Raw genomic sequence first — 15,518 nt, 5'->3', positions numbered from 1 at the left:
CCGGCCGCCTCCGCCGCCGCCGCCGCCCGTCCGGCAGCGTCGCCGCCGTCCCCGGCGCCGCATCAACAACGCATCACCGCCGCGCCGCCCCGTCCGGCCCCGGAGCCGTCGGTCGCCGCCCCGCGCCCGCAGGCCCCGGCCCCGGTGGCGGTCGCTTCCATCGCTTCGCCGCGCCCGCCCGCGCAGGTGGCCGTGGCTTCGGTGACGCCCCCGCGGGCTCCCGAAGCGGCCGCGACTTCGCTGGGCTCCTTCCGTCCGTCGCTGGGCGCCGGCGGCTCGGCGCTCGGCAGCGCCCGCGCGGCGTTGCCGCCGCCTGTGGCCTTCGGCTCCGGCGGCGCGTCGTTTCGATGAGCCATGACCCGCGGCTGGACGAGCTGCACCCTCCGCCGCCCCCGCCCGGCTCCGCGTCGCGCGCGCTGACGACGACGACCGCGCGCCGCGCCGCGCCGGAGCTGGCCCGCCGGGGGCAGATCGAGAAGACTCGCGGGCGATTGGTGGTCGCCGCCTGCGGCTTCGCGGCGCTGTTCGGCGCCGTGGGCCTGAAGCTCGGCCTCGCCACGGTGATCGACCCGGTGACGCCCAAGCTGCGCGCCGCTCCGCGGGTGCCGACCGGCGAAACCTCCGCCGTCGTCGCCCGTGCCTCCATCACCGACCGCAACGGCGAGGTGCTGGCGCTGTCCCTGCCGGTGACGGAGTTCTACGCCAACCCGATGGAGATCAACGACCCGGTCGAGGCCGCCGAAAAGTTGCTGGCGGTGCTGCCCGACCTCGACCGGGAGCGGCTGGTCGAGCGCATCACCCAGCGCACCGTGCCCGGCACCGAACGCCCGGTGCAGTTCGCCTACATCGCCCGCAATCTCACGCCCCGGCAGCGGCAAGCGGTGAACGACCTCGGCATCCCCGGCTTCCACTTCCGCGACGCCGAGCGCCGCTTCCACCCGCAGGGCAGCGCCGCCGCGCACCTGCTCGGCACGGTGGACGTGGACGGCCGCGGCATCGCCGGCGTGGAACGCTCCTTCGACGAGAAGCTGCGGAACGGCCGCGAGCCGCTCCGCCTGTCCATCGACGTGCGCGTGCAGGTGGCGCTGCGCGAGGCGGTGGGGAAGGCCATCGCCGACTTCACCGGCATCGGCGGCGCCGGCGTGGTGATGGACATCCACACCGGCGAGGTGCTGGCCATGGTCAGCCTGCCGGACTTCGACATCTCGGACCCGACCAGCCTGATCCGCAAGCCGCCGAAACCCGGCCAAGCGGCGCGGCCCGACCAGGACCCGGTGTTCAACCGCGCCACCGTCGGCCTCTACGAGCCCGGCTCCACCTTCAAGCTGTTCACCGCCGCCATGGCGCTCGACAGCGGCGTGGTGAACATCTGGAACGGCTTCGACGCCTCCAAGCCGATCCGCTACGGCCGCTTCCAGATCGACGACTTCAAGGGCAAGAACCGCTGGCTGGCGGTGCCGGAGATCGTCGCCTTCTCGTCCAACATCGGCACCGCGCACATGGCGGTGGCGTCCGGCGTGCAGCGCCACCGCGAGTACATGGGCCGCTTCGGGATGCTCCAGCGCTCGGGCCTGGAGCTGCCGGAGGTGGCGCGGCCCCTCGCGCCCTCCGCGCAGAGCTGGCGCGAGATCAACACCATGACCATCGGCTTCGGCCACGGCATCTCGGTGACGCCGCTGCACGTGGTCACGGGCGTGGCCGCGCTCGCCAACGGCGGCGTCCTGCGGCAGCCGACCATCGTGGCGCAGCCGCCCGGCGCGGAGCGCGAGGGCACGCGGGTGATCTCCGAGCGCACCTCGGAGACGATGCGGAAGCTGATGCGCCTCGTGGTCACGGACGGCTCGGGCAAAGGCGCCGAGGTGCCGGGCTACTTCGTCGGCGGCAAGACCGGCACGGCGCAGAAGACCGGCCCGCGCGGCGGCTACCTGGAAGACAAGCGCATCGCGGCCTTCGTCGGCGCCTTCCCGCTGAACGCTCCGCGCTACGCCATCTACGTCATGGTGGACGAGCCGCGCCCCAACGCGAAGAGCCACGGCTACGCCACCGCAGGCTGGGTGGCCGCGCCCGCCGCCGGCGCCGTGATCCGCCGCGTCGCGCCGATCCTCGGCATGGTTCCGGAGCAGGAGCGCATCCCGCAGATCCAGCAGGCCATCTCCATCCCGCTGCAACCGCCCAAGCCGCCCCGCGCGCCCGCCACCCCCGCGGCCCCGACCAAGCCGCCGCGCTCGATGCCGGTGCCGACCGCGATGCCGGCCCCGCCGGAATTGCGGCGCACGGAGGTCGCCGGCCCGCGCCTCTTCGCGGCCGCGCCGCCGGAGGCCGCAAGTGCGCCTCGATGACGCCTTGCGGGAGTGCGGCGGCTGCGTCGGCGCGCCCGGGGCCCCGGGCGCGACGCCCATCCTCGGCCTGACGGCCGACAGCCGCGCGGTCCGCCCCGGATTCCTCTTCGCCGCCCTGCCCGGCGCCCGCGCCGACGGCCGCGCCTTCATCGCCGAAGCCGTCGCGCGCGGCGCCGCCGCCGTGCTGGCGCCGGAAGGGACGGCTTGGCCGGAAGGCGTGCCCCAGCGCCCGCTGCTGCTCTCCGCCGATCCGCGCCGCGCCCTCGCGCGGATGGCCGCCGCCTTCGCCGGCGCGCAGCCCGAAACCGTGGTCGCCGTCACCGGCACCAACGGGAAGACCAGCACCGTTGATTTCCTCCGCCAGCTCTGGACCGCGGCTGGCGAGCGCGCGGCGTCGCTCGGCACCCTTGGGCTGGTCGCCGATGGCGTGCCGCCCGGCCCGTCGCTCACGACGCCCGACCCGGTGGCGCTGCACGCCTCCCTCGCCGGGCTGGCCCGCGCCGGCGTGCGGAAGGCGGCGCTGGAAGCCTCCTCGCACGGCATCGAGCAGCGCCGCCTCGACGGGCTTCGGATCGCCGCCGCCGGTTTCAGCAATCTGACGCGCGACCACCTCGACTACCACGGCGACATGGCGTCCTACCGCGCCGCAAAGCTGCGCCTGTTCGACGCGCTGTTGCCGCCCGCCACGCCGGTCGCGGCCAACGCCGACATGGACCCGGAAACCTTCGGCGCGCTGCGCGGCGTGGCGGAGGCGAGAGGGCTCAAGCTGCTGACGGTGGGCGAGGCCGGCGAGGCGGTGCGCCTGCTCCGCCAATCGCCGCTGCCCGACGGGCAGGAGTTGGAACTCGAAGCCTTCGGCCTCCGCCGCGAGTTGCGCCTGTCCCTGCCCGGCCGCTTCCAGGCCGACAACGCCCTTCTCGCGCTGTGCCTGGCGATTGCATGCAATATGCCGGCGGAGCGCGCCCTGGACCTGCTGCCCGGCCTTTCCGGCGTGCGCGGCCGGATGGAGCTCGCCGCGCGCTTGCCGAACGGCGCGGCGGTTTACGTGGACTACGCGCACACGCCGGACGCGCTGGAACGCCTCCTGGCGGCCCTCCGCCCGCACGTAGGCCCGGGCGCGCGGCTGCACGTGCTGTTCGGCGCCGGCGGCGACCGCGACCCGGGCAAGCGCCCGCTGATGGGCGCCGCCTGCGCCCGCCTCGCCGATCGTTGCTGGGTCACGGACGACAACCCCCGCAGCGAGGACCCGGCTTCCATCCGCGCCGCCGTGCTGGCCGGTTGCCCCGGTGGCATCGACGCCGGCGACCGCGCCGGCGCCATCGCGCGCGCGGCGGCCGACCTCCGCCCCGGCGACGTGCTGGCGGTGGCCGGCAAGGGGCACGAGAGCGGCCAGACGATCGGCGCCGTGACCCATCCTTTCGACGACGCGGCCGTGGTGCGCGCGGCGGTCGGGAGCGCCGCATGAGCGCCGCCCCCCTCTGGACCGCCGACGAGCTGCGCGCCGCGACCGGCGGGAGCCTTGCCCGCGACGCGGTCGTTTCAGGCGTTTCCATCGCCTCCCGCAGCGTGCAGCCCGGCGACCTCTTCGTGGCGTTGCGCGACGCCCGCGACGGCCACGCCTTCGTCGCCGACGCCCTCGCGCGAGGCGCCGCTTGCGCACTGGTGGACCGCGATCCGCCGAGCGTGCCGGCCGACGCGCCGCTGCTCCGCGTGGCCGACACCCTGCGCGGCTTGACGGCGCTCGGCGCGGCCGGGCGGGCGCGGTTCGGCGGGCGCGTGGTCGCTGTCACCGGCAGCGTCGGCAAGACCGGCACCAAGGAGATGCTGCGGCTTTTGCTGGGCGCGCTCGGCGAGACCCACGCCGCCGTCGCCTCCTACAACAACCATTGGGGCGTGCCGCTGACCCTGGCGCGCTGCCCGCGTGGCGCCGCCTACGCCGTGGTCGAGATCGGCATGAACAACCCGGGGGAGATCGCGCCCCTGTCCCGCCTCGCCCGGCCGCACGTCGCCGTCGTAACCGCCATCGGCGCCGCGCACATCGGCCACCTCGGCGGCCTGGACGCGATCGCGGCCGAGAAGGCGACGATCTCCGAAGGGTTGGAGCCGGGCGGCGTCACCGTGCTGCCGGCCGACACCCCTTATATGGATGTCCTGCGCCGCGCGGCCGGCGCGGCGCGCGTGCTGACCTTCGGCGAAGGCGGCGACGCGCGCGCCATGGCGGTTTCGACGGACGCGGAGGGCAGCACGGTTTCGGCCGAGATCGCCGGCCGCCCCGTCGAGTTCCGCCTCGGCGCGCCCGGCGCCCACATCGCCCGCAACGCCCTCTGCGCCCTGGCCGCGGTGGCGGCGCTCGGCGCCGACCCGGCCGCCGTGGCGCCGCGCCTGCGCGAGGTGCGGGCCATGCAGGGCCGCGGCGCGCAGGAGCGGGTCCGCACGCCGGACGGCGGCTCCGCCACGGTCATCGACGAGAGCTTCAACGGCCAGCCGCCTTCGGTCCGCGCCGCGCTCGCCCTGCTCCGCCTCCTGCCCGCGTCGCGGCGCGTGGCGGTGCTCGGCCAGATGGGCGAGCTGGGCGACTTCGCGGCGGAGGAGCACCGGGCGCTGGCGCCGCACGTGCGGGACGCGGCCGACTTGGTTTTCCTTTGCGGCCCGCTGATGCGCCACTTGGCGGAAGCCCTGCCGCCGGGCCTCGTAGCGGCCCACACGCAGGACTCGGCCGAGTTGGCGCCGATGGTGGCCGACGCGGTCCGGGACGGGGACGCGGTGCTGGTGAAGGGGAGCAAGGCGGTGCTGATGGGGCGGGTCCTCCTCGCGCTTCGGGGGGACCGCTCGTGATCTTCAACCTGTTCGCGCCCTTCGCCAAGGATTTCGCGCTCTTCAACCTGGTCCAGTACACCACCTTCCGCGCCGGCGCCGCCTGCCTGACCGCCTTCGTGTTCTCCTTGGTGCTCGGGCCGGAGATGATCCGCCGCCTGCGCGGTTTCCAGCGCGGCGGCCAGCCCATCCGCGCCGACGGGCCGGAGCGCCACCTGATCGAGAAGCGCGGCACGCCGACCATGGGCGGGCTGCTGATCCTGCTGGCGCTGGTGCTCGCCACGCTGCTCTGGGCGGACCTCCGCAGCGGCCTCGTCTGGGCGACGCTGGTGCTGACCGTGGGCTACGGGCTGCTCGGCTTCGCCGACGACTGGCTGAAGGTGACGAAGCGCAACACCCGCGGCGTGTCCGGTCGCATGAAGCTGGCGGTGCAGGCCGGGCTCGGATTGGTGTGCGCGCTCTGGATCACCTGGCTGCTGCCGCCGGCGATCTCCGGCGGCCTGGCGCTGCCGGTGTTCAAGGACGTGCTGGTCCCGCTCGGGCCGTTGATGCCGGTGCTGGGCATGCTGGTGATGATGGGCTCGTCCAACGCCGTGAACCTCACGGACGGGCTGGACGGCTTGGCGATCGTGCCCGCGATGATCGCCGCGGGCGTCTTCGCCTTGATCGCATACTTGGTCGGCAACCGCATCTTTTCCGAGTACCTGCAACTCCACTACGTGCCGGGCGTGAACGAGTTGGCGGTGTTCTGCGCCGCGCTGATCGGTGCGGGCCTGGGCTTCCTCTGGTTCAACGCCCCGCCGGCCGCGGTGTTCATGGGCGACACGGGGTCGCTCGCCATCGGCGGCGCGCTCGGCGCGGTGGCGGTGGCGACCAAGCACGAGGTTGTTTTGGCCATCGTCGGCGGCCTATTCGTGGTTGAGACGGTTAGTGTCATCATTCAAGTGTTCTGGTACAAGCGCACCGGCAAACGGGTGTTCCTCATGGCCCCGTTGCACCACCATTTCGAGAAGAAGGGCTGGGCCGAACCGACCATCGTGATCCGTTTCTGGATCATAGCGATGGTCCTGGCGCTGGTGGGCCTTTCCACGTTGAAGATCCGTTGACTATGGCGCCCACCGCCGACCGCCCCTTCACTCCTTTCGCCGGCGAGCGCGTCGCCGTGGTCGGCCTCGGCCGCGCCGGGCTGCCCGCGGCGCGGCGCCTCGCCTCCTGGGGCGCCGAGGTGTCGGTGTGGGACGACAACGCGGAGTCGCGGGCCGCCGCGGAAGCCGCCGGCCTGGCGCTCGCCGATCCCGCCGCTCCCGGCCGCTTCCGTTGGGACGCGCTGCTGCTCTCGCCCGGCATCCCGCACCGCCTGCCCCGCGCGCACCCGGCGGCCGAAGCGGCGCGGGCGGCAGGCGCCCCGGTCCTGTGCGACGTGGATTGGCTGTTCCGCGCCGTGCGGGCGGCCGGTTCGGAGGCCCGCTTCGTCGGCATCACCGGCACCAACGGCAAGTCCACCACGACGGCGCTCCTCGACCACATGCTGCGCGCGGCGGGGCGGGAGTCGGCGGCGGGCGGCAACCTCGGCCCGGCGGCGCTGTCCCTCGACCTGCTGGGTGATGGCGGCACCTACATGCTGGAGATGTCATCCTACATGCTCGAGCGGACGTTGTCAGTCCGTTTCGATGCCGCGGCGATGCTGAACCTCTCGCCGGACCACTTGGACCGGCACGGCGACATGGACGGCTACGCCGCCGCCAAGGCCGCGATCTTCGCGCGGCAGCGGCCGGACGACTTGGCCGTGCTCGGCATGGACGACGAGCGCAGCCGGGCGATGCGCGGCGCCGTCGTCGCGCGGGTCCGGCCCGTCTCGGGCGCGACGCCCCAGCCCGGCGGCGTTTGGGCCGAGGCGGGCACGCTGCGGGACGACGCCGGGCCGATCCTCGACCTGTCCGAAGCCCCCGCCCTGCCCGGCAGCCACAACGCGCAGAACGCCGCGGCCGCGGCCGCGGTGGCGCTGGACCTCGGCCTCTCGCGCGCGCAGGTCGCGGCCGGGCTGCGGAGCTTCCCCGGCCTGCCGCACCGGCAGGAGAAGGTGGGCGAGATCGGCGGCGTTTCCTTCGTCAACGACAGCAAAGCCACCAACGCCGACAGCGCCGCCCGCGCGCTTGCCAGCTACGACCGCGTGGTCTGGATCGCCGGCGGCATGGCGAAGGATGGCGGGATCGAGGGCCTGGCCCCGCTCTTCCCGCGCGTCGCCCGCGCCGTGCTGATCGGCCGCGACGCGCCCCTGCTCGCCGCCACGCTCGCTGCGCACGGCGTGCCGCACGAGGTCGCGGGCACTCTCGACGCCGCCGTGCCGGCCGCCGCGGCGGCGGCGCGCGCGGGCGCCGCGCCGGTGGTGCTCCTTTCGCCCGCCTGCGCCTCTTGGGACCAGTTCACCGGCTTCGACCAGCGCGGCGACCGCTTCCGCGCCCTGGTGGGCCAGTTCGGCTCGGGGAGGGCCGCCGCCGCATGATGTCCGTCTCGCGCGCGGATACTTCGGTCGTCGGCCGTTGGTGGTGGACGGTGGACCGCTGGACCCTGGCGGCGCTGCTGGCGCTGATCGGCTTCGGCTACGTGATGATGCTGGCCGCCAGCCCCGCCGTGGCCGAGCGCGTCATCGGCTCGGCCTCGCGCAGCCTGCTGCTCGCCAAGCAGGTGGTGTTCCTCGGCCTCGCCGCCGCGCTGATGATGGCGGTGTCCATGCTCTCGCCGCGCGCCGTGCGGCGGGTGGCGGCGCTGGGCTGCCTCGGCGCGCTCCTGCTCACCGCGGCCACGCTGGCCATCGGCTTCGAGACCAAGGGCGCGCGGCGCTGGCTGAACATCCCGGTGCTCGGCACCATGCAACCGTCGGAGTTCTTGAAGCCCTGCCTCGCCGTGGTCGCGGCCTGGATGCTGGCGCAGGGCAAGGCCGCGGCGGCGGAACGCCTGGCGGAGGCGCGGCGCGGCCTCGGCCTGCTGCACCCGCAGCTCTACTGGCCGGCGGCGGCGGTGGCGCTGATCGGCGTCGTTGCCGTGGTGCTGAAGTCGCAGCCCGACATCGGGATGCTGATGGTGGTGCTCTCGGTGTTCCTGGCGCAGTTCTTCGTCGCCGGGCTGAACGTGATCCTGGTCGGCATGACCGGCGCGCTGGTGGCGCTGGGCGGCGTCGGCGCCTACTTCGTGCTGCCGCACGTCCGCAGCCGGGTGGACCGCTTCCTCGACCCGTCCTCGGGCGACACCTTCCAGATCACCAAGGCTATGGAGGCCTTCGGCAACGGCGGGCTGTTCGGCCGCGGGCCCGGCGAGGGCCGCGTCAAGAACGCGCTGCCGGACGCCCACGCCGACTTCGTCTTCGCCGTGGCCGGCGAGGAGTTCGGCTTCGTCATCTGCGCGGTCATCCTGACGCTCTTCGCCTTCGTGGTGGTGCGGGGCCTGCTCCGGCTGGTGGCCGAGCACGACATGTTCGTGGTGCTGGCCGCGACCGGCCTGCTGGCGCAGTTCGGGCTGCAGGCCTTCGTCAACATGGCCTCCTCCCTGCACCTGATCCCGACCAAGGGCATGACGCTGCCCTTCGTGTCCTACGGCGGCTCTTCCGTGCTGGCGATCGCGCTCGGCATGGGGATGCTGCTGGCGCTGACGCGGCGTCGCGGCCCCAGGTTGGAGCGAGGGGTCGCATGAGGGGCCCGGCCGTCCGCTCCATCGTCATCGCCGCCGGCGGCACCGGCGGCCACCTTTTCCCCGCCGAGGCCCTGGCGGCGGAGCTGCTGGCGCGCGGCGAGCGCGTGGCCTTGATGACGGACGCGCGCTCCTCCGCCTTCGACAGCGCCGCCTTCGCCAACGCCGAGCGCTTCGTGCTGCGCGGCTCCGGCCTGTCCGGGCGGGGGCCGCTGCGCGCCGCGGCCGGCGCCCTGGCGCTGGCCGCCGGCACCGTGCAGGCGCGCGGCCTGCTGGACCGGCTGAACGCTTCGGCGGTGGTGGGCTTCGGCGGCTACCCGAGCGTCCCCCCGCTGCTCGCCGCGCTCACCATGGGGCGGCGCCCCGCCACGGTGCTGCACGAGCAGAACGGCGTGCTCGGCCGCGCCAACCGGCTGTTGGCGACGCGCGCCAGCGCGCTCGCCTTGTCCTTCGCCGATACCGCGGCGGTGCCGGCCTCCGCCCGCGTCGAGGTGGTGGGCAACCCGGTGCGTCCGGCGCTGGCGGCGCTCGCGGGCCGCGGCTACCCGGACCTGGAGAACGGCGGCGCGCTGCGCCTGCTCGTGCTGGGCGGCTCCCTCGGCGCCCGCGTGTTCGCCGACGTGGTGCCGGGCGCGGTCGCGGCGCTGCCGCTGGCTCTGCGCGGGCGGCTGCTGGTCGCTCAGCAGTGCCGGCCGGAGGACATGGGCCGCGTGCGCGAAGCCTACGAAGCCGCCGGCGTGCCGGCGGAGCTGTCGCCCTTCTTCCCCGACGTGGCCGGGCGCCTGTCCACCGCGCACCTAGTGGTGGCCCGCGCCGGCGCCTCCACCATCGCCGAGCTGGCCTGCGCCGGACGCCCTTCGGTGCTGGTGCCGCTGCCGCACGCGATCGACGACCACCAGAGCGCCAACGCCCGCACGCTCGCCGGCGCCGGCGCCGCCTGGATCATGCCCCAGCGGGAGTTCACCCCGGGGCGGCTTTCCGCGCGCCTGTCGGAACTCCTCGCCGACCCGGCCGGGCTGGCCGCCGCCGCCGCCGCCGCCGCGCGCCTGGCCCAGCCGGGCGCGGCCCGCCGCCTCGCCGACCTCGTGCTTTCCCTGGTCCGCCCCTCGACCGAACAGGTGTCCCCCCGCTGATGCGCGCCCTCCCCGTTTCCATCGGACCCATCCACTTCGTCGGCATCGGCGGCATCGGCATGTCCGGCATCGCCGAGGTGCTGCACAACCTCGGCTACCGCGTGCAGGGCAGCGACATCGCCGAGAACTACAACGTCGCCCGGCTGCGCGAAGCGGGCATCCCGGTCTCGGTCGGGCACGACGCCGAGAACCTGGGCGACGCGCAGGTGGTGGTGGTCTCCACCGCCGTCGGCAAGGACAACCCGGAGGTGCAAGCGGCGCGGCAGAAGCTCATCCCCGTGGTGCGCCGCGCCGAGATGCTGGCCGAGTTGATGCGGCTGCGCTGGGCCATCGCGGTGGGCGGCACCCACGGCAAGACCACCACCACCTCCCTGGTCGCGGCGGTGCTGGAAGCGGCGCGGCTCGACCCCACCGTGATCAACGGCGGCATCATCAACGCCTACGGCACCAACACCCGGCTGGGCGCCGGCGATTGGATGGTGGTGGAGGCGGACGAGAGCGACGGCTCCTTCCTCCGCCTGCCCTCCTGCGTCGCCGTCGTCACCAACATGGACCCCGAGCACCTGGACCACTGGGGCACGGCGGAGGCGATGAAGGAGGCCTACGCCCAGTTCGTCTCCAACATCCCGTTCTACGGCTTCGCGGTGCTCTGCCTGGACCACCCGGAGGTGCAGGCCATGATCCCGCGCCTCGACCGCAGGATCATCACCTACGGCTTCTCCCCCCAGGCCGACGTGCGCGCCGAGAAGCTGCTGACCGACCGCATGGGCGCCACCTTCGAGGTGACCGTGCAGGACCGCGCCACCGGCCGCGCGCGGACCATGAAGCCCTTCCGCTTGCCCATGCTCGGCGCCCACAACGTCCAGAACGCGCTGGCCGCGGTGGCGGTGGGAGTGGAGATGGAGATCGACGAGGACACGATCCGCTCGGCGCTCGCCGCCTTCAAGGGCGTGAAGCGCCGCTTCACCCGCGTCGGCGAGGCCGGCGGCATCACGGTGATCGACGACTACGGCCACCACCCCGTCGAGATCGCGGCGGTGCTGAAGGCGTCGCGGCAGGCGGGCGCGCGTGATGTGATCGCGGTGGTGCAGCCGCACCGCTACAGCCGCCTCCAGGCGCTCTTCAACGACTTCTGCACCTGCATGAACGACGCCGGCACGGTGGTCGTCGCCGACGTCTACGCCGCCGGCGAGCAGCCGATCGAGGGCATGGACAAGGACGCGCTGGTGGAGGGCCTGCGCGCGCGCGGCCACCGCAGCGTGGTGCCCCTGCCCGGCCCGGACAGCCTGGCCGAGATGGTCCACGCCATCGCCAAGCCGGGCGACTACGTGGTCTGCCTCGGCGCCGGCAACATCACCGGCTGGGCGCACGCCCTGCCGGGCCAGCTCGCCGCCTTGCAAGGCACCTCCGCCGCCGCCCGCGTGCGGTCGCTGCGGCGCGCGTCGGGGAGCGGCGGGACGTGAGCGCCGCGCAGACCCTCCCGCCGGACGCCGCGCCGGCCTTCCGCGGCCGGATGCAGCACGGCGCGCCGCTCGCGCCATTCACCTGGTTCCGCACCGGCGGCCCGGCGGAGCGGCTGGCGCGGCCCGCGGACGCCGGCGACCTGGTCGCGCTGCTCGCCGCCCGGCCGGCGAACGAGCCGCTCACCGTGATCGGCGCCGCCTCCAACCTCATCGTCCGCGACGGCGGCGTGCCCGGCCTCGTGGTGCGGCTCGGCGGGGCCTTCGGCGGCGTTTCGGTGGAGGAGGACGGCGTGGTGGCCGGCGCCGCGGCGCTCGATGCCGCCGTGTCCGAGCACGCCGCCGCCGCCGGCCTCGCCGGCCTCGAATTCCTCTGCGGCATCCCCGGCAGCGTCGGCGGCGCCGTGGCCATGAACGCCGGCGCCTACGGCGTGGAAACCGCGGACGTGCTGGATTGGGCGGAGGTCGCCACCGCGCGCGGCGTGGAGCGCCTGCCCGCCGCCGCTCTCCGCTTGGCTTACCGCCGCGCCGAACTGCCCGAGGGCGCCGTGGTGGTCCGCGCCCGCCTGAAGGCCCGCCGCGCCGCGGACCGCGCCGCGGTCGCCGCGCGCATGGCCGCCATCCGCGCCGCGCGCGAGGAGACGCAGCCCGTGCGCGCCCGCACCGGCGGCTCCACCTTCAAGAACCCGCCCGGTCGCAAGGCGTGGGAACTGATCGACGCCGCAGGCTGCCGCGGCCTCCGCCTCGGCGCGGCGCAGGTCAGCGAGAAGCACTGCAACTTCCTGCTCAACACCGGCGGCGGCGCCGCCGCCGAGCTGGAGGCGTTGGGCGAGGAGGTGCGCGCCCGCGTGCTCGCGCACAGCGGCGTTTCCCTGGAATGGGAGATCAAGCGCATCGGGGTGGAGGCGGTCCGATGAGCAGCAAGCGCGTCGCGGTCCTCTACGGCGGCACCTCGGCCGAGAGCGAGGTGAGCCTCGCCTCCGGCAAGCAGTGCGTCGCGGCCTTGCGCGAGGCCGGTTACGTCGTCGCGCCGATCGAGGTCGGCGCCGACCTCGGCGCGCTCATCGCCGCGCTGCGCGAAGCGCGGCCGGACGCGGTGTTCAACACCCTGCACGGCCGTTATGGCGAAGACGGCTGCATCCAGGGCGTGCTGGACTGGCTCGGCCTGCCCTACACCGGATCGGGCCTCCGGGCGTCCGCGCTGGCCATGGACAAGCCGGCGGCCAAAGCCATGTTCGCGGCGGCCGGGCTGCCGGTCGTGCCGCACCGCTTGGTCACGCCCGCCGAGCTGGAGGCCGCCGATCCGCTGCCGCTGCCTTACGTGCTCAAGCCCGCCAGCGAAGGCTCCTCCGTCGGCGTCCACATCGTCCGCGGCGGCGACAACCGGCGGGCGCAGATCGCCCGCGACTGGACCTTCGGCGAACACATCATGGCCGAACCCTTCGTGCCCGGCCGCGAAGTGACCGTCGCTGTCATGGGCGACCGGCCGCTCGCGGTCACGGAGATCGCCACGCACCTCGACTTCTACGACTACGAGGCGAAGTACGCCGACGGCGGCAGCGTCCACACCCTGCCTGCGCCCATCCACCCGGACGCGGCGGCGGAGGCCATGCGGATCGCGCTCGCGGCGCACCGCGCGCTCGGCTGCCGCGGCGTCTCCCGCGCCGACTTCCGCTACGACGACACCGCGGGCGAGCCCGGGAGGCTGGTGCTGCTGGAGGTGAACACCCAGCCCGGCATGACCCGCACCTCCCTGGTGCCGGAGCAGGCCGCGCACTGCGGCATCCCCTTCCCCGACCTCTGCGCCTGGATGGTGGAGCAGGCCCGCCATGGCGCGTGAAACCGTCCGCCGCCACCGCGCCCCGGGCCAGGGCGCGCTCGACCGCCCGTCCAAGGTGCGGCTCTGGTTCAAGCGGCGCCGCAACCTCGCGCGCCCGGCGGCCTTCGCGCTGTTGGCGACCGTGGCGGTCGGCGCCGCGGGCTTCGGCGTCATGTCCGCCGGCGGCCTGCGCCTGAGCGGCCGCGACACCCTCGACCGGGGCCACGACCGCGGTTCCTTCTTCGGCGACGGCATCGCCAACCTCGGCGCCAAGGCCGGGCTCGTGGTGCGCGAGGTGACGCTGGAAGGCGGCCGCCACACCCCGCCCGAACTGGTGCGCGAGGCGCTGTCGGTGCGCGCCGGCGACTCGACGCTGGCCTTCTCGCCGCAGGAGGCGCGGGAGCGGCTGGAGACCATCGCCTGGGTCGAGAGCGCGCATGTGGAGCGGCACCTGCCCGGCACCATCCGCGTCAGCATCAAGGAGCGCGAGCCCTTCGCCATCTGGCAGCGCGACAACCGCTTCGCGGTGATTGACCGCCAGGGCCGCGTCGTCGCCACCGACAACATCCGCAGCTTCGGCCGCCTCCCCCTGGTGGTGGGCGCCGGCGCCGAGCGCGGCGCCGCGGCGATGATCGACCTGCTGCGGCGCTCCGGCGAGGTCGAGCAGCGGGTCGAAGCGCTGGTCCGCGTCGGCGAGCGGCGCTGGAACCTGAAGCTGCGCAACGGCGCCGAGGTGCTGCTGCCCGAAGGCCACGAGGCGCAGGCGGTGGCCCGCTTGGCGGAGTTGCAGGCCGGCAAGGCCCTGCTCGACCGGCCGCTGCTCGCCATCGACATGCGGCAGCCGGACAAGCTGGTGCTGCGCCCGCCGCCGCCGCCCCCGGGGTCGCAACCGCCGCAGCCGGAGCCCCCGGCGGCGCAGCGCGGACGGAGCGGGGGGCGCGGATGAACCAGATGTCCCCTCGCCCGCCGATCGACTCGGCGCCGCCGTCGTCCCGCCGCCGCAACGGGCGCGGCGGCACCTTCGGCGTGCTCGACATAGGCTCCTCCAAGATCGTTTGCGTGATCGCCCGCATGGAGGGCGGCAACGGCGGCGAACGGCCGGAGCCGCGGGCGCTCGGCTTCGGCTGGCAGCGCGCGCGCGGCGTCCGCGCCGGCAGCGTGGTGGACCTGGAGGAGGCGGAAGCCGCCATCCGCGCCGCCGTGGGCCAAGCGGAGGAGATGGCTGACGTCCAGCTCCGCGGCGCCATCGTCAACCTGTCCTGCGGCCACCCGGAGTCGCGCCACCAGCGCGTCCAATGGACGATCGGCGGCCGGCCGGTCACGGAAGCGGACCTGCGCGCCGTCATCGGCGAGGGCCAGCGCCGCAGCTTCGAGGACGGGCGCGAAACCGTCCACGCCTTCCCGCTCGGCTTCACGGTGGACGGGACGCCGGGCGTCGAGGACCCGCGCGGCATGGTGTGCGACGGGCTGTCCGCCCGGCTGCACACGGTGGACGCGGCGCAGACCTCTTTGCGGAATCTCGGCGCCTGCCTGCTGCGCTGCGACCTGGAGGTGGAAGAGCTGGTCTCCGCCCCCTTCGCCGCCGGGCTGGCCACATTGGTCGAGGACGAGAAGCAGCTCGGCGCCACCGTGATCGACATGGGCGGCGGCACCACCACCATGGCGGTGTTCGGCGAAGGGCACCTGCTGCATACGGCGCAGCTCCCGGTCGGCGGCTGGAACGTCACCAACGACCTCGCGCGCGGCCTGTCCACGCCGCTGGTCCACGCCGAGCGGCTGAAGACGCTGCACGGCGGCGTGCTCTCCGCCCCCGACGACGAGAAGGAATGGCTGCCCGTGCCGCTCGTCGGCGAGGACGAGGACCACATCGCGCGCATCCCGCGCGCCATGGTGGTGAACATCATCCAACCCAGGCTGGAGGAGACCTTCGAACTGGCGCGCGACCGCTTGGCCGCCGCCGGGCTGACCCAGGAACTGGGCCGGCGCGTGGTGCTGACGGGCGGCGCCAGCCAGCTCGTAGGCGCGCGCGAGTTGGCGGCGCGCGTGCTGGACCGGCAGGTGCGCCTGGGCAGGCCGCACGCCGTGCGCGGCCTGCCCGACACCGCTTCCGGCCCCGCCTTCGCCGCCACCCTCGGGCTGATCGCCTGGGGCGCCGGCGAAGGCCGCCCGCTCTTTGACCTGTCCCCCGGCGCGGAACGGCCGCCGGGGAAGTTCCGCCGTCTCGTGGATTGGTTGCGGGACCGTGCGTGACGCGCCGCGGAAGGACGCG

At 74.6% G+C, this 15,518-nt stretch carries 12 protein-coding genes and 1 pseudogene; all 13 read left to right on the top strand.

Annotated elements, in window-relative coordinates; translation table 11 throughout:
* Positions 1 to 351, top strand: a pseudogene (locus ABD067_RS21320) (hypothetical protein); the annotation flags it as partial.
* Positions 348 to 2,339 carry a peptidoglycan D,D-transpeptidase FtsI family protein gene (locus ABD067_RS21315; RefSeq protein WP_343897419.1) on the top strand — a complete coding sequence of 664 codons (1,992 nt, stop codon included), beginning with the start codon at positions 348 to 350 and terminating at the stop codon, positions 2,337 to 2,339. The pseudogene ABD067_RS21320 and the gene ABD067_RS21315, both read left to right, overlap by 4 nt.
* Positions 2,326 to 3,804, top strand: coding sequence for a UDP-N-acetylmuramoyl-L-alanyl-D-glutamate--2,6-diaminopimelate ligase (locus tag ABD067_RS21310; RefSeq protein ID WP_408871583.1), 1,479 nt, complete (start codon positions 2,326 to 2,328; stop codon positions 3,802 to 3,804). Before ABD067_RS21315 ends, ABD067_RS21310 begins: the two co-directional genes overlap by 14 nt.
* On the top strand, positions 3,801 to 5,174 hold the full coding sequence (locus ABD067_RS21305) for a UDP-N-acetylmuramoyl-tripeptide--D-alanyl-D-alanine ligase (protein ID WP_343897418.1): 1,374 nt from the start codon (positions 3,801 to 3,803) through the stop codon (positions 5,172 to 5,174). The genes ABD067_RS21310 and ABD067_RS21305 overlap by 4 nt, the downstream gene beginning before the upstream one ends.
* On the top strand, positions 5,171 to 6,259 hold the full coding sequence (gene mraY / locus ABD067_RS21300) for a phospho-N-acetylmuramoyl-pentapeptide-transferase (RefSeq protein ID WP_343897417.1): 1,089 nt from the start codon (positions 5,171 to 5,173) through the stop codon (positions 6,257 to 6,259). Before ABD067_RS21305 ends, mraY begins: the two co-directional genes overlap by 4 nt.
* Before the next feature lie 2 nt (positions 6,260 to 6,261).
* Positions 6,262 to 7,656, top strand: coding sequence for a UDP-N-acetylmuramoyl-L-alanine--D-glutamate ligase (murD, locus tag ABD067_RS21295; protein WP_343897416.1), 1,395 nt, complete (start codon positions 6,262 to 6,264; stop codon positions 7,654 to 7,656).
* Positions 7,653 to 8,840, top strand: a complete 1,188-nt coding sequence (locus ABD067_RS21290) for an FtsW/RodA/SpoVE family cell cycle protein (RefSeq protein ID WP_343897415.1) — start codon at positions 7,653 to 7,655, stop codon at positions 8,838 to 8,840. Before murD ends, ABD067_RS21290 begins: the two co-directional genes overlap by 4 nt.
* Entirely contained in the window at positions 8,837 to 9,970 is a 1,134-nt protein-coding gene (gene murG, locus ABD067_RS21285; protein WP_343897414.1) for an undecaprenyldiphospho-muramoylpentapeptide beta-N-acetylglucosaminyltransferase, read from the top strand. The genes ABD067_RS21290 and murG overlap by 4 nt, the downstream gene beginning before the upstream one ends.
* Positions 9,970 to 11,433: a UDP-N-acetylmuramate--L-alanine ligase gene (gene murC, locus ABD067_RS21280; RefSeq protein WP_343897413.1), complete on the top strand. Its 1,464-nt coding sequence runs from the start codon at positions 9,970 to 9,972 to the stop codon at positions 11,431 to 11,433. The genes murG and murC overlap by 1 nt, the downstream gene beginning before the upstream one ends.
* Positions 11,430 to 12,347 (top strand): UDP-N-acetylmuramate dehydrogenase, encoded by a 918-nt coding sequence (gene murB, locus ABD067_RS21275; protein ID WP_343897412.1) that lies wholly within the window; start codon positions 11,430 to 11,432, stop codon positions 12,345 to 12,347. Before murC ends, murB begins: the two co-directional genes overlap by 4 nt.
* Complete coding sequence (locus tag ABD067_RS21270; RefSeq protein ID WP_343897411.1) at positions 12,344 to 13,270, top strand: D-alanine--D-alanine ligase; 927 nt, start codon at positions 12,344 to 12,346, stop codon at positions 13,268 to 13,270. The genes murB and ABD067_RS21270 overlap by 4 nt, the downstream gene beginning before the upstream one ends.
* On the top strand, positions 13,260 to 14,195 hold the full coding sequence (locus tag ABD067_RS21265; RefSeq protein ID WP_343897410.1) for a cell division protein FtsQ/DivIB: 936 nt from the start codon (positions 13,260 to 13,262) through the stop codon (positions 14,193 to 14,195). Before ABD067_RS21270 ends, ABD067_RS21265 begins: the two co-directional genes overlap by 11 nt.
* On the top strand, positions 14,192 to 15,499 hold the full coding sequence (gene ftsA / locus ABD067_RS21260; protein WP_343897409.1) for a cell division protein FtsA: 1,308 nt from the start codon (positions 14,192 to 14,194) through the stop codon (positions 15,497 to 15,499). The genes ABD067_RS21265 and ftsA overlap by 4 nt, the downstream gene beginning before the upstream one ends.
* Positions 15,500 to 15,518 lie beyond the last annotated feature (19 nt).

The organism is Craurococcus roseus (assembly GCF_039523795.1).
Taxonomy (GTDB): domain Bacteria; phylum Pseudomonadota; class Alphaproteobacteria; order Acetobacterales; family Acetobacteraceae; genus Craurococcus; species Craurococcus roseus.
The sequence above is the reverse complement of the archived record's forward strand: the minus strand, read 5'-3'. Positions and strand labels throughout refer to the sequence as shown.